This is a genomic window from Xanthomonas sp. NCPPB 3218, from assembly GCF_056725185.1.
This window is the reverse complement of sequence record NZ_CM161516.1, coordinates 4422686-4439175: the sequence shown is the minus strand read 5'-3', so window position 1 is coordinate 4439175 and position 16490 is coordinate 4422686. Positions and strand designations below refer to the sequence as shown.

Genomic DNA, 16490 nt, shown 5'->3' with positions numbered 1-16490 from the left:
CATGCAGCGCATCGAGCGCGACAGAGCCCGCCCACTCGCCAAGCTACAGGAGCGGCTGCCCGACGGTCGAATCGCTGTGGAGATCTTTGACCGCGAGCGCGGCGACCAGCCGCAATACGACTTCTACTGCCGCGACCCGCGCCAGGCCCTGGAGTTCGTGCGCCAGCTGGCGAGCAAACAGTGGGTTACGAAGCGGCACCTGGAGGTTTTCGCCTCGCTGATGCTCCATGCGTTCCCGGAAGGGCAGGAGGCCCGTTCGTGAGCGTACAGACGATGACATGGGCGCTCAAACAGCAGCACGTCACCGATGCGACTGCACGCTATGTGCTGCTGTGTTTGGCGAACTATGCCGGCCCCGATGGACGGGGCGCCTTTCCATCCGCCGGCACGCTTGCGAACGACACGGGTCTATCGGAGCGAACGATTCGCGCCAAGCTGGATCTGCTGGAGCAACAGGGAGTGATCGTGCGAGGCAATCAGGCTATCGCAGCCGCCTACATTGACCGCGCCGACCGCCGGCCAGTTTGCTACGACATCGTGATCCCACGGGGTGAAGCAGATGCACCCCGGCCCGAACGGGGTGCAAATGGCGCACCGAACGGGGTGCAGCTGACGCAGGAACGGGGTGCAGGAGCTGCACCCAATCCGTCAATAAACCATCAAGAAGAAAACCGATCCCCTGTAGTCCCCGCTGGGGACGCTGGTGCTGGCGAGCTCGAACTAACCAACGGCCTGCAGGGCGAGCAGCTGCGCCCGAACCCGATCGAGGTGATCCGCGCAACGTACAACCGCATGCTTGGTTCCCGGCCTGGATGCGTCGCCAGCATGGCTACCACGCCGACGCTCGATCGCAAGCTGCGGAAAGCCGACGCCAACGCGCGCAAGACCTGCAAGGCAGCAGGGGTGATCTTCGAGCCGGCGGAGTTCTGGGAAATCTACTTCGGGGTGTGCCTGGACGATCCGTGGCTGCGCGGCGACCGCCCCAACCCCAACAACCTGCGGTGGAAGCAGTCGCTGCCCACGCTGATCGACGATGAGCGCTTTGAGCAGGTCGTGAACACCGCGCTGGCGGCCATGGAGGTGTCGGCATGATGCGCGACGACTTCGACGCCGAGTCGGCGGTGCTGGCCTGCCTGTTCCGTGATTCGAGCTGCTACTGGCTTGCGGCGGACGTGCTGGAGCCTGAGGACTTCAAGGGCCATAGCAATCGCGCGCTGTTCGAGCTGATCGTGAGCGAGGTCAAGGCTGGGCGCCCCTCTGACGCTGTAACGATCGGGGAGTGCGACCCGGCTCTGGCCGAGCTGGCGTTGCACATCAACATCACCTCGATGGGCAACCCCAAGAACATCCGGCGCTACGCGCAGCTGATGAGTCAGCGCCAGATCCAGCGGCGCGTCCGCCAGGCTGGGCAGCACATTGCCAACCTGACGGGGGAGGATGACTTCTTCGGCGCGGCTCAGCGGATTCTCGCCGCGTGTGCGCCGCGCCTCACCGATGGCGGGCCCAAGCACATTAGCGAGTTCGTCAGATCCACGATGGCCGGTCTGGTCGATCGCTTCAACTCGAACGACGTGCTGACAGGCGTGCCGACCGGCTACGAGCCGCTGGACGACCTGACCGGCGGCTGGCAGCCCACCGACCTGGTGATCGTTGCCGCGCGCCCCAGCGTGGGTAAGTCGGCGTTCTCCCTGCAGTCGATCCTGCACGCCGCTGGCCCGAAGGCGAACGTCACCACCTTCATGGCATCGCTGGAGATGTCAGGCGAGCAGCTGGCCGACCGCGCGATCGCGAACATCGGCCGCATCAACTCCGTGCACTTGCGCCGCCCCAAGCTCATGGAGGACCACGAGTGGACGCATGCGCCACTGGCCGCCAAGGAGTTGGCGGCGTATCGGCTGTACGTGGATGAGGCGTCTTCGGTGACCGTGGAGACCATCTCGGCACGCGCCCGCCAGATTGCGTCAGAGGCAGCCGAAACCGGGCATCCACTCGGGCTTGTCGTCGTCGATTACCTGACCTACATCGATCTACCGCGCAAGGAGACCCAGGAGCAGGGCATCCAGCACATCACGCGAAGCCTCAAGGGCCTCGCCAAGGAGTTGCGTGTGCCAGTGATCCTGCTGTCGCAGCTCAACCGTGATGGCGACGATGAGCCATCGCTGAAACACCTTCGCGGCTCGGGCGCGATCGAGCAGGACGCCGACATGGTGATTTTCCTGCACCGGCCGGACAAGGCGAACCGTAACGTCGTCAAGGTCAGCATCGCCAAGCAGCGAAACGGCGCGCTGGGCGAATTCTTCCTGGCTGCAGACATGAGCCAGCAGCGATTTACCCCAACAGAGTGGGCGCCACCGGAGTCTCCAGTCGAGGCCAAGCCTAAGCCCAGGTTCCGTAGCTCAGCGCCGCGCACCGGCAACGCAGGAGCACGGTATGGCGATTGATCGCGATGCAACTGTGGCCGCCTCTGCGCTGTACGCGTTCGCCCAGCAGCTGGAAGCGGAGGGCGCGGTGTACCAGCGCGTTCTGCGGCGCGGTCCGGAGCGTTCAACCACCGCCGAAGCGATGCGGCAGGCGGCATCCATGGCGCGGCAGATCGCCTACCAGGTAGAGCGCAAAGGGCTGGAGTACGCCATGCGCAGCGTGCCGCAGCTGCAGGAGGGAGATGGACTCGCTCGCGCGGTGGAGGCAGCGCGCGTCTCTTGGTTCCGATCGATCACCGGCCGCGACCCGCAGCCCCACGAGTTCCAGCACCAGCAGGCCCTGGCGATGCGCAAAGCGGTCATGGCCGCCTGGCCGCACTTGCGTGGCGCAGTCCTGACAGCGTCCAACACCGCAGCAACAACATTGGAGAGCGACAAGTGAACGAACATGATTGCCAGGCCGCGCAGCAGCCCAGCGAGCAGCAGATTGCGCAATTTATTGCGCCTGCGCGCGAGATGCTGGCCGCAGAGTTGGATGCGGATGGTCAGTGGGAAGCAGCGCATGCGGTCAGGTTCGGGCAGAAACACCTGCACCGCTCCGCGTCGCGCGCTATCGCAAGAGCGCTGCACGAAGTCGCAGAGTTGAGGCGACGTCTACACGAACAATCCGGCAATTCCAGACAGTTGCCGCGGCCTGATGCAACCACCGGCCTGAACGAAACATTCGGAGATTCCGAACGGTTGCAGACTGGCGCTACGGAGGGATTGACCAAGAGGTTGAGGAAGTCGTCGGCCGTGCTGCTGGACACCAGCATGATGGCAACGCAGTTCCCAGCCTGGCTGTGCGATGAGCTGGAAAAGGCGGCATCCCTGCACGATGAGTGCGCAACTGCTCTCGCTGCGCGCCTGCCTGTGGTCGAAAATCCGGGGATAGCCATCATCGTCTCTGGGCAATGGCCGAACTCCAATGAGAAGGGCAGCAACTGGTACATGGTGGCCGACCTGATTCCGGATTGTAGGGGGCCAGGCGGCCAACCGTTGTTCAAGACTCGCGACCGGGTAGTGCCGGAATTCGCTGCGCCTGCGCGGCAGGTGCCGGAGGGCTGGGTGCTGGTGCCAGTTGAGCTCACAGACGACATGGCAATTGCGTTTGCCGAGGTGTGGTTTACGAAGCGCAGGCCAATCGATGACCCGGAAATGGAGGATTGCTACGCAGCAATGCTCGCCGCCAAGCCGGAGCCGCAGGCATGAGGACACACATGCACATCGTCGTCGACTGGCTCGGGATCACCACTGCGATGGTGGCGAAGGACCGTCTGCGGCACATCATCAAGCAGGATAGGCAGTCAGCACCGGCCCACCGCTGGATACGGCAGCCGAAGGTAAAAGTATGCGAATTCGGTTTGTCGAGGATCGGTTCTGCGGAAGTTCGAGGGGGGTGGTTTGCCCGTAAGCCGGTGTACCGCTGGGAGCCGCGCCGATGACTCGGGAGGAATTCGACAACCTGCTGCGGCTGTGGGGCTGGGCATTCGGGCCTCGCCGGCAGGAGAAAGAGGCAGGGGCAGGGCTATACGGCACGTCAGCACTTGCGAGCATGGGCCGTCCCACGACAATCCGACAGTCAGTCACCATGGACCGCGGCGGAAAGGAGCGGCGCCGGCTGCTCGGCGCCAGCGCTGGGCTGATCGATGACGACGGCTGCGCGCGCGCTGTTCCGCCATGGGCGGTAGAGCCGGTGCGCGCGTCTCCTACGCGTAGCGCCGGCGCGCGTGCCCTGGACTCAGATGCGGATATTCCGCCGGACGCGGGGCGGGTGGAGGTCTCGGTCTTGAAGCTGCACCGAATCGACTTCGATCTTGCAACGGCGCTACGCACGCAGTTCTGCACCCTGCTGGGCGGCCAACGGGACAAGGCGGACTATCTGGGCCTACGCGTGGGCGTCTACCGGGAACGCCTGGCCGAGGCTCGCGGATGGGTCAGGCGCGACCTGACCACTTGACGCGTTCCGAACGCTAGTGTAATTTTTTCAGTATGTGTCATACGTGCGACAGAAGCCCGGCCAAGTGCCGGGCTTTTGCGTTTCAGGCCGCTTTGACGGTATCGGCAGGGCCGATGCTCAGACGGACGCCGAGCGCAGTCAGCACGCGCTGGATGGTGTCGAAGCGTGGATTCGCACCAGGCTTGAGCGCCTTGTAAAGGCTCTCCCGGCCAAGCCCCGCCGCCTCTGCAATCTGCGTCATGCCGCGCGCGCGCGCCACGACCTGCAAGGCGTCTTGGAAGTGGTCGGAATCGCCCGATGCAAGCGCTTCGGAGAGGTAGGTCGCCATTGCCTCGCCATCGTCGAGGTATTCGGCCGGATCAAACGGTGTGGTGTGGGTGGGCATGTCGGCTTCTCAGATTCTCGGCTTTCGATTTGTCGGATTTGGCCCCGGCCGCCTTATAGGTCAGCGGCAAGGGCGTGGGCTTTTCTAATGTCCTTGGCTTGGCTGGTTTTATCGCCACCGCAGAGGAGGATGACGACCTCCTCACCACGGCGGGTGAAGTAGACCCTGTAGCCGGGTCCGTAGTGGATGCGCAGCTCACTAACTGGCCCGCCCACCGGCTCGACATCGCCGAGCAAGCCGCGAGCTACGCGCTGCACACGTTCAACGATCACCGCCTTGGCCTTGGTGTCGCGCAGTCCGCGCAGCCAGGTGGAGAACGCTTCGGTTTGGGTGATCGTTGCCATGCGTCTAGTGTATCCAAAAGGATACAAAATGCAAGGGGTATATCGAACGCCGGTTGTGCGCCGGGAGTCCGCGCATCAATTTCGGGGCGAGTTGCCAGATGGGCGCTGGGCCGGACTGTAAATCCGGCGTCTGAGACTCGCGTGGTTCGACTCCACGTCGCCCCACCAAAACTTGAGGGGCGTCGCCAAGCGGCCCAAGGCACCGGGCTTTGATCCCGGCACCCGCAGGTTCGAATCCTGCCGCCCCCACCAAACAGGAAGCGTGGCCGAGAGGTCGAAGGCAGCGGCTTGCTAAGCCGTAGACCCGCGAGGGTCCGCTGGTTCGAATCCAGCCGCTTCCGCCAGTCTTGGGTTGTTCCGCTGCGTTGGGCGGCGAGCGGTCTTGAAAACCGTGGTGGCCGAAAGGCCAGGGGTTCGACTCCTCAACAACCCGCCAGATCCACTATCCATGCCTGCCGGCGACGGCGGGCTATCTGTTTTCGGAGATCGCATGCAGCTGACCGCCCAACAATTGAAGCAGGCGGTGGGTTGCAACGACCGAACTGCAGAGCGCTGGATCGAGCCGATCGGCGAAGCCTGCCGCCTGTACGCAATCAGCACGCCGCGCCGGATGGCGGCATACCTGGCGCAGGTCGGCCACGAATCGACCGGCCTGACCGCGGTGGTGGAAGGGTTGAACTACAGCCTCGACAACCTGATTGACGTGTGCAAGCGCGCCAAGCCGAACAGCCGGTGGCGATCGCTGCTGCCACGAGCGAAGGAGCTGGCACGCAACTCGGTCGCCCTGGGCAATGCGGCATACGCCAACCGCTTGGGCAATGGCGACGAGGCGAGCGGGGACGGCTATCGCTACCGCGGCCGCGGTCCGATCCAGAACACCGGCCGCGCCAATTACGCCGGCATGCGCGACACGCTGCGCGCCAAGGGCGTGCGGGACGTGCCGGACTTCGAGAAGCAGCCGGAGGCGCTGGAGCAGCCCAAGTGGGGCGCACTGGCTGCCGCGGCCTTCTGGGACACGCGCAACCTCAACCCGCTGGCCGACGCTGGCCGGTTCGACGACATCACCGAGCGCGTTAACGGTGGGCAGAACGGCGCCGCCGATCGGCGTGCGCGCTACGCGAAAGCGCTGAAGGCGCTCGGAGCATGATGGTGCCGGATCTCGACGACGCCACCCTGCTGGCTGCGGAGCGTCAATCGCTCGACGAGGCAGTGTTGCTGCTGCAGGAGTGCTGGGGTCGCACGTCTCGCCCGCGCCGCGATGCGCGCAATGTGCTGCGCCTGGGCTATGGGCGCGCCATCGAAACGCGCGAACAGAGTGAGCGGGTAGCCACCATGGAGCTGACCGAGGACGTGATGGAGGCGCAGGAGACACTGCGCGGCCGCTTCTTCGAACTGCTCGCCGTGCATCCGGAGATGCGCCCGTCGCTGCCGTACATCATCGCAATCGCCGACATCATCGGCGCCGAGCTGGTGCGCGACGCCACGGACCTGTGGGCGGCTGCGCGCCGCGGCGACTGGCTGGAGTTCGGCTCAGTAATCCAGGAGTTCCGGTGGGAGCTTTTCAGCGACGCGACGGAGCGCGACAAGCGCGCGGTATCGCGGCTCGTAATGCGGTTGGCCATGGGCGCCGCGAGCCTGCCGGCATGACCTTCGCGCGCTACACGCTGGCGCAGGCGCGCGGTGGTCTGGCGGTGCTGGTGATCGCCACCAATCTGATCATCCTCGCCGCGATGCTGGGCATCTCAATCCCGCCCGGCAACAAGGACATCGTGCTGCTGTTGGTCGGCGGATTGGTCAACCTGACCGGCATCGTCGGCGGGTACTACTTCGGTTCCAACAGCGCGAGGAAAGCAGGTGGCTGACCGCTGGGACCGCGGCCTGCCGCCGCCACGCGATCCGCCCGGCTGGCTCATCACCGCGCTGTGCGGCCTGCTGCAGGCCGCGCTGGGCTGGATCTGGATTGCCTACGCCAACACGAGAGTTTGAGATGGACGACAAGAGCATCGAGCAGGAAATCCAGGACAAGGGCCTGACCGCGCCGCGTGTGCTGCTGGCGGACATCGAGGCATCAATCGCCAGCGAGCACTTTTTCACCGCGCAGGAAGGCGTGTGGGGTGCGCATCCTGGCTTCGATCCGCAGCCGGCCCCGTGCGAGGAGCTTGGGCTGGTGACGATCTGCGTCCTGGTGCTGACCAACGGTCACCGCATCGTGGGCGTGAATGGAGGCCCGGTGGTTGCCGCCAACTTCGACGCCGATATCGGCCGCAAGCTGGCGCGGCAGAACGCGTTCGATCAGGTGTGGCCGCTGCTTGGCTTCCGCCTGCGCGACACGCTGGCGGTGCAGGACGTGCAGAAACGAAATCGTGCGAGCCATGACCTGCAGCGGATCGGTCAGGGCGGAATCATGTGCGTGCGCTGCGGAGAAAGCGAGCAGATGGCCCACAAGCGATCCTGCGAGCAGCGCACTGCTGTGCTCGATCAGTTGGCCCGCTGACCATGAACTGCGCCCTGCTGCTGACGATCGCTGTGCTGGTGCTCTCTGGCTGCGTCGACCGCGGCGACTGCCTGGCTGCGCACGAGGAGACCTACAGCGTGCCGCAATACATGTACATCCCGCAGAGCAATGGGACCATCACCATGATCTACACCGGACAGATCGACCAGCAATCGATGGTGTGCGACCAATGGCAGTATCCGGAGGGTAAGCCGTGAACCGCGTAGCGATCGCCATCATCGCCGCGCTGCTGTGGTCGGCCGCCATGGTCGGTGCCGGCTGGGCCTGGCGCGGTGATCGTGCCGAAACAGCGGTCGCCACCGGCGAGGCCGCAACTGGTAAGCAAGCCTTACAAGTTGAGCAGGCAGCGCGCGCTGCCGAACACCAGCAGGCAGCAGCGACCCAAGGTGCTGCCGATAGCGCCACCACCCGAGAGGACAAGATCGATGCGGACTACGACGCGCGCATTGCGGCTGCTGTTGCTGGCCGTGATTCTGAGCTTGGCCGCCTGCGCAACGAATGGGCAGCTTGCGAAACCTCCCGCCTGTCCGATCCCGCCGCGGCTGCCGCAGAAGCTTCTCGACAAGACGGATTACGCCGGGCAAGTGCAGCGCGAGTTGTACGAGCCTGCGAACTCGCCCAGTCCGAACGCGACGAAGCCATCGACCGTTACCAAGCCGTCTCCACGGTGAGTCCTTGAACGCAGCACTTCTGCGGCCACTGCAGCCGACGATTCGCCGTGCAACTCGGTCGGCGCTTCAGCGCGATGGGCTGCAATGGGGCCGCCCCCCGATCCCGGTGCCGCTGCGTTTCGCGTCCTCGGGCAACGTGGTGCACAACGGTGGCGAGACGCAGAACCGGCGCGGCGTGCAGATCCGCTGGCCGTATGTGCTGGGTTCGGGCGACCTCAACGAACTGCGGCTGCTGCTGGACAACTGGCGCCTGGCCTACACGACGAACCAACTAATCAACGCCGGCAATACCATGCCGATCCAGGGCGCGTCTCTGGAAGTCGGCGGGGTGGTGCGGCCCTTTACGTTCGGCGGTCAGCAGGCGGTGACACTCGCCGACGGCGCCAATGATGTGCTCAGCGATGCGGTGGTGCCCGGCGATTTTGGCCTCACCGCGTTTGTACGAGGCACGATCGTCTATGTGAAGTTGCTGGTGATGTTCGACTCGGCGTCGGCGTCGTTCCTCTGCAACAGCGCCGCGCGCGCTGTCTCTCAGTCGGGCGCACGTGTGGCATGGTTCGACCCAACCGTGACGACCAGCAGCGATGTCTACGCCGCTGGGCAATGGACCGCCACCGGCACCGCAGTGACGAGCCGAAGCAATGGCTACGTGCCCAAGCTGGTCGGAGGGCATGCCGCCGCGGACGCCAAGGTTTGGGTCAGCATCGGCGATTCCATTTCGCAGGGCACGGGCGACACCGGCAGCACCAGCCGCGTCGCCGGCTTGGGCTGGATGTCGCGCGCCACCCGCGCGGCCAACGACGCGGACGCCAGCCAGGTTGCCTACATGAGCATGGCGGTGCACGGGAGCGCGAGCACGCTGCCGGTCGCCGACGCGCGTTACGCGACGCTGCTCAAGTACGCGACGCATGCGGTGGTCATGTACGGCACCAACGACCTGGGCAACAACGGCACGGGCACGGCTCTGGCCACGTTGCAGTCGCGTCTGACCGCGGTGTATTCGCTGCTGCGTGCAAACGGTATTTCCAAGATCCTCGCCGGCCACCTGCTGCCGCGCACCACCTCAACGGACAGCTGGGCGACCGAGGCCAACCAGACCTACAGCGGCGGTGCCGGCGGCTGGGACTCCGCCGGGATCCCGGCGCAGGCCAGTGCGTGGCTGACGGGACAGGTGGGCGCGCTGATCGATGGGGTGCAGCACTGGCCATCGATCCGCGGTGCCGATGACCTCAAGTTCCTGGTGAGCGGCGCGAACAACTACGCCACCGCCGACGGCACCCATCCCACCACCGTGGCCTATCAGCTGATGGCCGGCGATGTGCGTGCGCAGATGGCCGCCCTCTAACCCATTCGGAGACAGCAATGCCGCAGACCTCAATCCTCGCGCCAACGGCCGCAACGCCCAGCACCAGCACGGCGGTTACGCCGGCCTCTGGCTCCACGTCCAAGGTGGGTCTGTACGTTGCGGCGGGCGCCCTGCCGGCGGGCGTCCTTGCCGAGGTGGTGATGGGCACGCCGGGTGCGGATATCGTCATCGGGCAGCTGACTGCTCAGGCTCCCACCGTGCTGGTGCCTGGCCCGGTGTCCGGGACCGGTGTGCGGGTGCGGCTCGCCAGCACGGGCGGCGTCGCAGTCGGCGTGTTCAAAGACGAATGACGATGGGTGCTGCTCAGTTGATCTACCTCGCGCTCACTATGCTGGGGCTCGGCATGGGGATTGCCCAGCACGGTGAGCCCAAAACGGGCCGGCACAACGCCGTATCCACCATCGTGGCAACCGTTCTGATCCTGGCGCTGCTGTGGTGGGGAGGCTTCTTCAGATGAGCGGCCCGCATATCCACACTCCCGACGATGGCCGCGGCAGGCGCCAGGTGCTGGTTGATGGCCGCCCGGTGAAGCGGGTGGTGTATGCCGACACGCGCCGCGGGTTGGTGCGTTACCACAACGATCCGCCTAAGCCGGACAAGCATGGCAAGCGGTTCATCGTGAGGACGCGCCGCGGAACGGTCGAGGTGCTGCCGCTATGAGCCTGCACGTGCGCATCCGTGTGCGCTGGTGGCTGCGGTACTACCTGTCCGCCGTGTGCCTGGCCTGCATCCTCACTGGCATGGAGCCGAACCAGGAGCGCGTAGGCTGGTGGGTCAGGCGTGGTGTGCGGACCGAGATGGTGCGCGTGCGCGCCGTTGTGGAGGCCTGATGCCTACTCGCCCGCCACAGCACCGGCCCACCTGGTGGAAGCCCTACAAGGAGGACGCCAAGCAGGTGAAGCGCAGGCACGCTCGGCGCGCGCTGGCGACCAACTCGACGGCCTGGCGCAAGTTGCGGGCGGTGCACCTGGCAGGCGAGCCGCTATGCAGGTCGTGCGCCCAAGATGGCAGGGTGACGGCTGCGACTGACGTGGACCACATCGACGGCGACGACAGCAACAACGCGTCATCGAACCTGCAGTCGCTGTGCCATGCATGCCATAGCAGCAAGACGGCGAAGGAGAACGGCGGCTTCGGCAGGGCGGCGGCGCAGGATGACCCGTTCGGCGGGCTGCTCCTCGACCCTGGCCCCGAACCTGAACGGGACGGCGCGAAACTGAACGGCAATCCCAACCTGAACGGACGGGGCCGAAACTGAACGGGGGGGGAGGGTCAAAGTCGGGGGTCGTCCGGACCCGGCCCGTTCGTCCCCCTTTCTTCGCGTTTCCACAGAATTTGAATTTCAGTTGGTGACCAATGGCGAGGCACAAACAGCCCGATGAGCTGGCCCGCCTCAAGGGGGCCGACAAGCAAAACCCGCAGCGGTACAAGCGCCAGGCGCCCAAGTCCAAGGTCGCCCTGGGCCGGCCTCCTGACAATTTGCCCGAGGATGCAGCCGCCGCTTGGCGGGAGCTGGAGAAGTTCGCGCTACCGGGCGTCCTGACCGGCGCCGATCGGTTCGTGATGGAGGTAACGGCCTCGCTGGTGGCCGAGTTTCGCGCCAACCGCGCTGACTTCAAGGCGGCCAAGTACTCGCATCTGATCGGCTGCCTTGCGCGGCTCGGCCTGACGCCGGCTGATCGGCAGAAGCTGGGGACCGAAAAGACCCCGGAGGAAAACCACTTCAACGAGTTCTAGGCATGGCCGTCAAATCACCTAGCGATATGGGCAAGGACTACGCCCGCAGGGTGGTGGCCGGCAAGATCCCCGCCGGCGAGTTCGTGCGGCTGGCCTGCCAGCGGTTTTTGGGCGACCTCAAGCGGACCGGCAAGGACTGGCCGTACAAGTTCGACGCAGCCAAAGCCGACCGCGCGCTCAAATTCATGCAACTGATGCCCCACACCAAGGGCAAATGGGCCGCCAGGAAACAACGGCTGGTGTTCGAGCCCTGGCAGTGCTTCATCGAATGCAACCTGTTCGGATGGGTGCATAAGACCAGCGGCCTGCGGCGGTTCCGCGAGGCATACGAGGAGGAGCCGCGAAAGAACGGCAAGTCGCTGCGGTTGGCCGCGCGGGGCCTGTATCTGTTCGCCGCCGATGGCGAGGCCGGCGCGGAGGTCTACTCCGGCGCCACCAGTGAAAAACAGGCCTACGAGATTTACCGGCCGGCTTGGCAGATGGTCAGCAGGCTGCCGCAGCTGCGTGAGCGCTTCGGCATCGAGCAGGCAGGCAACCCCAAGAATCCGGGGGCGATGTTCACCATGGAGGACATGTCCAAGTTCGAGCCGATGATCGGCAAGCCCGGCGACGGCTCCAGCCCGCACGCGGCGCTGATCGACGAATACCACGAGCACGACACCGACCACATGGTGGACGCGATGCAGACGGGTATGGGCGCGCGCGAGCAGCCGCTGCTGTCGATCATCACCACCGCCGGCACCAACCTGGGCGGGCCGTGCTACGAGAAGCGGCGCGATGTGATTCGCATCCTGCGCGGTGAGGTGGTGGACGAGACGGTGTTCGGGATCATCTACGCGCTGGACGAGGGCGATCGCTGGGATGACCCGGCCAACCTGGTCAAGGCGAATCCGAACTATGGCGTGTCGGTGAAAGAGTCGTTCCTGCTAAACCAGCTGGCGCAGGCCAAGCGTTCCGCCTCCAAACAGAACGCTTTCCGCACCAAGCATTTGAACGACTGGGTGGGTGCGAAAACGGCATGGATGAACATGCTGGCGTGGCAGCGCCAGAAGCGCGCGTTCACGATTGAGGACTTCGCCGGCTGCAAGTGCTACGTGGGCGTCGACCTGGCATCGAAGCTGGACGTGGCCGCCGCGGTTTTGCTGTTCGAGAAGGGCGACAGCTACTACGCCATTCCGCGCTTCTATGTGCCGGAGGCCGCGCTTGAGGACAACGAGAAATACGGCAACTTCATTCTGGACGAGGCCATGGTGGCCACGCCCGGCAACATGACCGACTACGCGTTCATCGAGGAGGACTTGAAGGAGTTTGCCGCGCAGACGGAGATGATCAACATGGCGTTCGACCCGGCGCAGGCCGCCTACCTGATGACGCGCCTCGGCCAAGCTGGCTTGCCGGTGATCGAAATGGCGCAGACGGTGCGCAACCTGTCTGAGCCGATGAAGGAGGTGGAGGCGCTGACCCTGGCCCGCCGCCTATGGCACGACGGCAACCCGGCGATGACGTGGATGGTCGGGAACGTGGTGGCGCGCCTGGACGCGAAAGAGCACGTCTACCCGCGCAAGGAGACGCCCGGCAACAAAATCGACGGCGCTGTCGCGCTGATCCTGGCCATGGCCCTCGCCCTGCAGGCGAAGGAGTCCGGCGTTATCGAACAAGGCTTCGTGGTGATGAACTGATGGGAATTTTCAACAAGCAGGAACGCCACTACCGCGACCGCATCGAGCCGACATTCTCGGCACTGGCGCCAGGCGACAGCGTGTCATCGTCGGACGTGCGCATCTTCGAGGTGTTCGGCGAGCAGCGAACCGCCGCCGGCGCGGTCGTGAACCCGACCACGTCGATGCGCAACTCGGCCGTGTTCGCCTGCGTGAACCTGATCGCCGGTGCGATCGCGCAGCTGCCGCTGCACGTCTACGAGCGGGTCGACGAGTCGCGCCGCCGTGCCGATCACGATTACTGGTGGCTGCTCAACGAGCAATTCAACCAGGCGTGGGCCGCATCGGCAGCCTGGGAGTTCCTGGTGTCGCAGGTACTGCTGCGCGGCGACGGAATCGCTTACATCACGCGCAACCGCGCCGGCCAGGCCACCGGTCTGATCCCGTGGCCGCGCGACTTCGTGCAGATCCTCGAGCAGACGCGCACCGACCCGAAGCAGGCGCCGCGACTGCAGTACACCTTCTACGCGGACGTGGGCTATTTCACGGTCGACCAGGCCGACGTTCTGCACCTGCCGGGATTCGGCTTCAACGGCGTGTGCTCCATGTCGGTGATCCAGTGGGGCGCGCGCAACGGCATCGGCATCGCGCTGCAGGGCGACGAGCATGCCGGCAAGTTCTTCAGCGAGGGAGGTAAGCCCGAGGTCGCCATCACCGCGACCAACAAGATGACGCAGGCGATGCAAGACGACTTCCGCGACGCGTGGGTCAAGAAGTACGGCGGCATGCAGGGCAATCGCCGCATTCCGTTGATCCTGACCGAGGGCCTGGATGTCAAAGAGCTGACGATGTCGGCGGTCGACCAGCAACTGCTGGAGTCGCGGCAGTGGCAGGTCATCGACATTGCGCGCGCATTTGGCTGTCCGCCGCACATGATCGGCGAGACCAGCAAGGCGAGCAGCTGGGGCACCGGCATCGAGCAGATGGGCATCGGCTTCGTGAAACACACGCTGGGGCCTCACCTCAAGCGCTTTCGGGACGAATTGAACCGGAAGCTCTTCTATACCGCGCGCTATTTCGTGGAGCACAACGTCGAGAGCTTGATGGCCGGCGACTCCAAGGCGCAGGCCGAGTATTTCGGCAAAGCGCTTGGCGGTCCTGGTGCGCAGGGGTGGATGACCGTCAACGAAGTGCGCCGCACCAAGAACCTGCCGCCAATCCCGGGCGGCGATGTGCTTTATCGCCCGTCCGAAGCCGCAAAGCCGGCAGAGAGCGCGGCGCCCAACGATACCGAGAGGAACCAAGAAGATGACGATTCCGAAGCTGCTGCAGCTGGCGCGTAACAACGCAGCCGTCTCCAAGCCGCTGCGCGCCGAGACGGCGGGCAGCGAGGCGACCATGTACCTGCATGGGGTGATCGGCGGATGGTGGGGTGATATCGACGAAACAGAGTTTGTGAAGGCCCTGGCCGCCATTGAGGCCGACACCATCCACCTGCGCATCGACTCGCCGGGCGGCGATGTGTTCGCTGCCCGCGCCATGATGACGGCCATCGCGCAGCACAAGGCAACAGTCATCGCGCACGTGGATGGTCTGGCAGCATCGGCCGCCACCGGAATTTGCATGGCGTGTGATGAGGTCGAGATCACCCAGGGCGCCGGCTTCATGATCCACAACGCATGGACCATCGCCATCGGCAACAAGGCCGATATGGCCAAGACCGGCGAGCTGCTGGGCAAGATCGATGACGGCCTGGCCGGCGACTACACCCGCCGCACTGGTAACGAGGTCGCGCAGGTCGTGCAGTGGATGAACGACGAAACGTGGTTCACCGCCGACGAGGCGAAGGAGCACGGCTTCGCCGACCGCGTGATTGAGGTCGTCGGCAAGAAGAAGGCGTCCAACCAATGGGATCTGTCGGCCTACGAGAACGCCCCCAAAGCTCTGACCGAGCCCGGCCCCACCGCGGACGATGGCACCGCCATCGCCGCCCACCGAAACGCACTCGAGCGGCGCCTGGCGCTGCTGGAGCGCGCACCAGCGTAAGCGGCTCCCGCTTGCAAACCACCGCCGCCGAAAGGCGGTTTTTTTGTGCCTAAAACAAGGAACCGAAATGCCCTTCAATCTGAACGCTGAGCGGGAGCGCCGTAACACCCTGGCGAAGGAAACCCGCAACCTGCTGGACGCCAGCACCGGCAACGGCAACGCCTGGACCAACGAGGACCAGACCAAGTACGACAACAACATGTCGGAAATCGAGCGCATCGATGCTGCGATCGATCGCCACCAGAAGGTCATGGACCTGACTGCCGAAAACGCGATGCGCGATGCAGGCGTCAAGGAGCACGACAACGGCGGCGCCGGCGGCAAGAACGCGTCGGCCGAAATGAAGCTGTTCAATTCCTGGTGCCGCGGCGGCGAGGCTGCCCTCAGCGCCGAGGAGCGCCGCCAGATCAGCAACGCAATGAGCGGCAATCCGGCGCTCAATCCCGAGCAGGGCGGCTACACCGTGCCGACCCGTGTGGCCACCACCATTCTGGATCGGATGAAGGAATACGGCGCGATGCGGCGTGTCGCCGAAATCATCACGACCGCCGGCGGCGAGCCGATCAACTTCCCGACCAGCGACGGCACGGGCGAGGAGGGCGAGCTGGTGCCGGAGAACCAGGCCGCCACCGATCTGGATGTGTCGTTCGGCACCAAGAACCTGGGCGTGTTCAAGTACAGCTCCAAGGTCGTCACCGTGCCGTGGGAGCTGCTGCAGGACAGCTCGGTGGACATCGAAGCGTTCATCGCCGGGCGTCTGGAGCACCGCCTAAACCGCGTCACCAACCGCCACTACACCGTCGGCACGGGCGTGGGCCAGCCGCAGGGCTTGGTCACCGGTGCGACCGTGGGCAAGATCGGCGCGGTGCTGGCCTCTGCAGCGGTCACCTACGACGACCTGGTGGACCTGGAGCACAGCGTCGATCCGGCCTACCGCGCCAATGCGAAGTGGATGTTCCACGACAACGTGCTGGCCTCGCTGCGCAAGGTCAAGGACGGCGAAGGCCGCCCGATCTTCGTGCCGGGTTACGACCAGGGCAATCCGCAGGGCGCGCCGGACCGCCTGCTGAACCGCGGCCTGGAGATCAACCAGCACATGCCGGCGCCGGCGCCCGGTGCCAAGTCGATCGCCTTCGGCGACTTCAAGTACTACAAGATCCGCGACGTGATGGCTTTCACCATGTTCCGCTTCACGGACTCGGTGTACACGCGCCGCGGTCAGGTCGGCTTCCTGGCCTGGATGCGCACCGGCGGCGCGCTGCTGGATCAGGGCGACGCAGTGAAGCTGTTCCAGCACGGCGCGGCCGCCTAAGCCGGCTTGCACTGGCGGGCAGTTCGCTGCCCGCCTT

General features: G+C 65.2%; 27 protein-coding genes and 3 tRNA genes. 28 read left to right on the top strand and 2 right to left on the bottom strand.

The window, feature by feature from the left end:
* Position 1: 1 nt before the first annotated feature.
* Genes AC1PLS_RS18545 through AC1PLS_RS18515 form a run of 7 tightly spaced genes read left to right on the top strand, consistent with a single transcriptional unit; the run spans position 2 to position 4419 of the window.
* Positions 2-262 (top strand): hypothetical protein, encoded by a 261-nt coding sequence (locus AC1PLS_RS18545; RefSeq protein ID WP_481103961.1) that lies wholly within the window; start codon positions 2-4, stop codon positions 260-262.
* Positions 259-1092 (top strand): helix-turn-helix domain-containing protein, encoded by an 834-nt coding sequence (locus tag AC1PLS_RS18540; protein ID WP_481103960.1) that lies wholly within the window; start codon positions 259-261, stop codon positions 1090-1092. The genes AC1PLS_RS18545 and AC1PLS_RS18540 overlap by 4 nt, the downstream gene beginning before the upstream one ends.
* Positions 1089-2441 (top strand): replicative DNA helicase, encoded by a 1353-nt coding sequence (locus AC1PLS_RS18535; protein WP_481103959.1) that lies wholly within the window; start codon positions 1089-1091, stop codon positions 2439-2441. Before AC1PLS_RS18540 ends, AC1PLS_RS18535 begins: the two co-directional genes overlap by 4 nt.
* Positions 2431-2862 carry a hypothetical protein gene (locus AC1PLS_RS18530; protein WP_481103958.1) on the top strand — a complete coding sequence of 144 codons (432 nt, stop codon included), beginning with the start codon at positions 2431-2433 and terminating at the stop codon, positions 2860-2862. The genes AC1PLS_RS18535 and AC1PLS_RS18530 overlap by 11 nt, the downstream gene beginning before the upstream one ends.
* The gene (locus AC1PLS_RS18525) at positions 2859-3671 is read left to right on the top strand and encodes a hypothetical protein (protein ID WP_481103957.1); all 813 of its coding nucleotides are present in this window, start codon (positions 2859-2861) and stop codon (positions 3669-3671) included. Before AC1PLS_RS18530 ends, AC1PLS_RS18525 begins: the two co-directional genes overlap by 4 nt.
* Before the next feature lie 8 nt (positions 3672-3679).
* Entirely contained in the window at positions 3680-3904 is a 225-nt protein-coding gene (locus AC1PLS_RS18520; RefSeq protein ID WP_481103956.1) for a hypothetical protein, read from the top strand.
* A complete protein-coding gene (locus AC1PLS_RS18515; protein WP_481103955.1) occupies positions 3901-4419 on the top strand; it encodes a hypothetical protein in 519 nt (172 codons plus the stop codon). Before AC1PLS_RS18520 ends, AC1PLS_RS18515 begins: the two co-directional genes overlap by 4 nt.
* A gap of 82 nt (positions 4420-4501) precedes the next feature.
* Here the strand turns inward: AC1PLS_RS18515 and AC1PLS_RS18510 are convergent, their stop codons facing one another.
* Together AC1PLS_RS18510 and AC1PLS_RS18505 are read right to left on the bottom strand one after the other, a co-directional pair.
* Positions 4502-4804, bottom strand: coding sequence for an addiction module antidote protein (locus tag AC1PLS_RS18510; RefSeq protein ID WP_481103954.1), 303 nt, complete (start codon positions 4802-4804; stop codon positions 4502-4504).
* Between the two features lie 53 nt (positions 4805-4857).
* On the bottom strand, positions 4858-5148 hold the full coding sequence (locus AC1PLS_RS18505) for a type II toxin-antitoxin system RelE/ParE family toxin (RefSeq protein WP_481103953.1): 291 nt from the start codon (positions 5146-5148) through the stop codon (positions 4858-4860).
* Positions 5149-5231: 83 nt separating this feature from the next.
* Here AC1PLS_RS18505 and AC1PLS_RS18500 point away from each other — a divergent pair.
* The 21 genes from AC1PLS_RS18500 (at position 5232) to AC1PLS_RS18400 (ending at position 16453) form a co-directional block, all read left to right on the top strand.
* Positions 5232-5316, top strand: a tRNA-Tyr gene (locus AC1PLS_RS18500).
* A gap of 88 nt (positions 5317-5404) precedes the next feature.
* Positions 5405-5492, top strand: a tRNA-Ser gene (locus AC1PLS_RS18495).
* A gap of 5 nt (positions 5493-5497) precedes the next feature.
* Positions 5498-5584, top strand: a tRNA-Ser gene (locus tag AC1PLS_RS18490).
* Between the two features lie 54 nt (positions 5585-5638).
* Positions 5639-6295 (top strand): glycoside hydrolase family 19 protein, encoded by a 657-nt coding sequence (locus AC1PLS_RS18485; protein WP_481103952.1) that lies wholly within the window; start codon positions 5639-5641, stop codon positions 6293-6295.
* Entirely contained in the window at positions 6292-6795 is a 504-nt protein-coding gene (locus tag AC1PLS_RS18480; RefSeq protein WP_481103951.1) for a hypothetical protein, read from the top strand. Before AC1PLS_RS18485 ends, AC1PLS_RS18480 begins: the two co-directional genes overlap by 4 nt.
* Entirely contained in the window at positions 6792-7010 is a 219-nt protein-coding gene (locus tag AC1PLS_RS18475; RefSeq protein ID WP_078564776.1) for a hypothetical protein, read from the top strand. The genes AC1PLS_RS18480 and AC1PLS_RS18475 overlap by 4 nt, the downstream gene beginning before the upstream one ends.
* Complete coding sequence (locus tag AC1PLS_RS18470; RefSeq protein ID WP_481103950.1) at positions 7003-7134, top strand: hypothetical protein; 132 nt, start codon at positions 7003-7005, stop codon at positions 7132-7134. Before AC1PLS_RS18475 ends, AC1PLS_RS18470 begins: the two co-directional genes overlap by 8 nt.
* A 1-nt stretch (position 7135) precedes the next feature.
* Positions 7136-7642: a Gp49 family protein gene (locus AC1PLS_RS18465; protein ID WP_481103949.1), complete on the top strand. Its 507-nt coding sequence runs from the start codon at positions 7136-7138 to the stop codon at positions 7640-7642.
* A gap of 2 nt (positions 7643-7644) precedes the next feature.
* Positions 7645-7860: a hypothetical protein gene (locus tag AC1PLS_RS18460; protein WP_481103948.1), complete on the top strand. Its 216-nt coding sequence runs from the start codon at positions 7645-7647 to the stop codon at positions 7858-7860.
* Positions 7857-8342, top strand: coding sequence for a lysis system i-spanin subunit Rz (locus AC1PLS_RS18455; protein ID WP_481103947.1), 486 nt, complete (start codon positions 7857-7859; stop codon positions 8340-8342). The genes AC1PLS_RS18460 and AC1PLS_RS18455 overlap by 4 nt, the downstream gene beginning before the upstream one ends.
* Before the next feature lie 98 nt (positions 8343-8440).
* Positions 8441-9679 (top strand): SGNH/GDSL hydrolase family protein, encoded by a 1239-nt coding sequence (locus AC1PLS_RS18450; protein ID WP_481103946.1) that lies wholly within the window; start codon positions 8441-8443, stop codon positions 9677-9679.
* A gap of 17 nt (positions 9680-9696) precedes the next feature.
* The gene (locus AC1PLS_RS18445; protein ID WP_440585049.1) at positions 9697-9990 is read left to right on the top strand and encodes a hypothetical protein; all 294 of its coding nucleotides are present in this window, start codon (positions 9697-9699) and stop codon (positions 9988-9990) included.
* Positions 9987-10157: a hypothetical protein gene (locus tag AC1PLS_RS18440; protein ID WP_481103945.1), complete on the top strand. Its 171-nt coding sequence runs from the start codon at positions 9987-9989 to the stop codon at positions 10155-10157. Before AC1PLS_RS18445 ends, AC1PLS_RS18440 begins: the two co-directional genes overlap by 4 nt.
* Positions 10154-10360 (top strand): hypothetical protein, encoded by a 207-nt coding sequence (locus AC1PLS_RS18435; protein WP_440585051.1) that lies wholly within the window; start codon positions 10154-10156, stop codon positions 10358-10360. Before AC1PLS_RS18440 ends, AC1PLS_RS18435 begins: the two co-directional genes overlap by 4 nt.
* The gene (locus AC1PLS_RS18430; protein ID WP_481103944.1) at positions 10357-10530 is read left to right on the top strand and encodes a hypothetical protein; all 174 of its coding nucleotides are present in this window, start codon (positions 10357-10359) and stop codon (positions 10528-10530) included. The genes AC1PLS_RS18435 and AC1PLS_RS18430 overlap by 4 nt, the downstream gene beginning before the upstream one ends.
* Complete coding sequence (locus AC1PLS_RS18425; RefSeq protein WP_440585053.1) at positions 10530-10958, top strand: HNH endonuclease signature motif containing protein; 429 nt, start codon at positions 10530-10532, stop codon at positions 10956-10958. The genes AC1PLS_RS18430 and AC1PLS_RS18425 overlap by 1 nt, the downstream gene beginning before the upstream one ends.
* A 98-nt stretch (positions 10959-11056) precedes the next feature.
* Positions 11057-11437, top strand: coding sequence for a hypothetical protein (locus tag AC1PLS_RS18420; RefSeq protein WP_481103943.1), 381 nt, complete (start codon positions 11057-11059; stop codon positions 11435-11437).
* A gap of 2 nt (positions 11438-11439) precedes the next feature.
* On the top strand, positions 11440-13116 hold the full coding sequence (locus tag AC1PLS_RS18415) for a terminase large subunit (protein WP_481103942.1): 1677 nt from the start codon (positions 11440-11442) through the stop codon (positions 13114-13116).
* Entirely contained in the window at positions 13116-14438 is a 1323-nt protein-coding gene (locus AC1PLS_RS18410; RefSeq protein WP_481103941.1) for a phage portal protein, read from the top strand. Before AC1PLS_RS18415 ends, AC1PLS_RS18410 begins: the two co-directional genes overlap by 1 nt.
* Positions 14404-15141 (top strand): head maturation protease, ClpP-related, encoded by a 738-nt coding sequence (locus AC1PLS_RS18405; protein ID WP_481103940.1) that lies wholly within the window; start codon positions 14404-14406, stop codon positions 15139-15141. Before AC1PLS_RS18410 ends, AC1PLS_RS18405 begins: the two co-directional genes overlap by 35 nt.
* 67 nt (positions 15142-15208) lie before the next feature.
* Complete coding sequence (locus tag AC1PLS_RS18400) at positions 15209-16453, top strand: phage major capsid protein (RefSeq protein ID WP_440585058.1); 1245 nt, start codon at positions 15209-15211, stop codon at positions 16451-16453.
* Positions 16454-16490 lie beyond the last annotated feature (37 nt).

Bases quoted from the DNA above. Each gene is read 5' to 3' on its own strand.
- AC1PLS_RS18545 (WP_481103961.1), top strand. From the start codon at position 2: ATGCAGCGCATCGAGCGCGACAGAGCCCGCCCACTCGCCAAGCTACAG.
- AC1PLS_RS18535 (WP_481103959.1), top strand. From the start codon at position 1,089: ATGATGCGCGACGACTTCGACGCCGAGTCGGCGGTGCTGGCCTGCCTG.
- AC1PLS_RS18530 (WP_481103958.1), top strand. From the start codon at position 2,431: ATGGCGATTGATCGCGATGCAACTGTGGCCGCCTCTGCGCTGTACGCG.
- AC1PLS_RS18520 (WP_481103956.1), top strand. From the start codon at position 3,680: ATGCACATCGTCGTCGACTGGCTCGGGATCACCACTGCGATGGTGGCG.
- AC1PLS_RS18515 (WP_481103955.1), top strand. From the start codon at position 3,901: ATGACTCGGGAGGAATTCGACAACCTGCTGCGGCTGTGGGGCTGGGCA.
- AC1PLS_RS18510 (WP_481103954.1), bottom strand. From the start codon at position 4,804: ATGCCCACCCACACCACACCGTTTGATCCGGCCGAATACCTCGACGAT.
- AC1PLS_RS18505 (WP_481103953.1), bottom strand. From the start codon at position 5,148: ATGGCAACGATCACCCAAACCGAAGCGTTCTCCACCTGGCTGCGCGGA.
- AC1PLS_RS18485 (WP_481103952.1), top strand. From the start codon at position 5,639: ATGCAGCTGACCGCCCAACAATTGAAGCAGGCGGTGGGTTGCAACGAC.
- AC1PLS_RS18480 (WP_481103951.1), top strand. From the start codon at position 6,292: ATGATGGTGCCGGATCTCGACGACGCCACCCTGCTGGCTGCGGAGCGT.
- AC1PLS_RS18475 (WP_078564776.1), top strand. From the start codon at position 6,792: ATGACCTTCGCGCGCTACACGCTGGCGCAGGCGCGCGGTGGTCTGGCG.
- AC1PLS_RS18465 (WP_481103949.1), top strand. From the start codon at position 7,136: ATGGACGACAAGAGCATCGAGCAGGAAATCCAGGACAAGGGCCTGACC.
- AC1PLS_RS18460 (WP_481103948.1), top strand. From the start codon at position 7,645: ATGAACTGCGCCCTGCTGCTGACGATCGCTGTGCTGGTGCTCTCTGGC.
- AC1PLS_RS18445 (WP_440585049.1), top strand. From the start codon at position 9,697: ATGCCGCAGACCTCAATCCTCGCGCCAACGGCCGCAACGCCCAGCACC.
- AC1PLS_RS18440 (WP_481103945.1), top strand. From the start codon at position 9,987: ATGACGATGGGTGCTGCTCAGTTGATCTACCTCGCGCTCACTATGCTG.
- AC1PLS_RS18435 (WP_440585051.1), top strand. From the start codon at position 10,154: ATGAGCGGCCCGCATATCCACACTCCCGACGATGGCCGCGGCAGGCGC.
- AC1PLS_RS18430 (WP_481103944.1), top strand. From the start codon at position 10,357: ATGAGCCTGCACGTGCGCATCCGTGTGCGCTGGTGGCTGCGGTACTAC.
- AC1PLS_RS18425 (WP_440585053.1), top strand. From the start codon at position 10,530: ATGCCTACTCGCCCGCCACAGCACCGGCCCACCTGGTGGAAGCCCTAC.
- AC1PLS_RS18420 (WP_481103943.1), top strand. From the start codon at position 11,057: ATGGCGAGGCACAAACAGCCCGATGAGCTGGCCCGCCTCAAGGGGGCC.
- AC1PLS_RS18415 (WP_481103942.1), top strand. From the start codon at position 11,440: ATGGCCGTCAAATCACCTAGCGATATGGGCAAGGACTACGCCCGCAGG.
- AC1PLS_RS18410 (WP_481103941.1), top strand. From the start codon at position 13,116: ATGGGAATTTTCAACAAGCAGGAACGCCACTACCGCGACCGCATCGAG.
- AC1PLS_RS18405 (WP_481103940.1), top strand. From the start codon at position 14,404: ATGACGATTCCGAAGCTGCTGCAGCTGGCGCGTAACAACGCAGCCGTC.
- AC1PLS_RS18400 (WP_440585058.1), top strand. From the start codon at position 15,209: ATGCCCTTCAATCTGAACGCTGAGCGGGAGCGCCGTAACACCCTGGCG.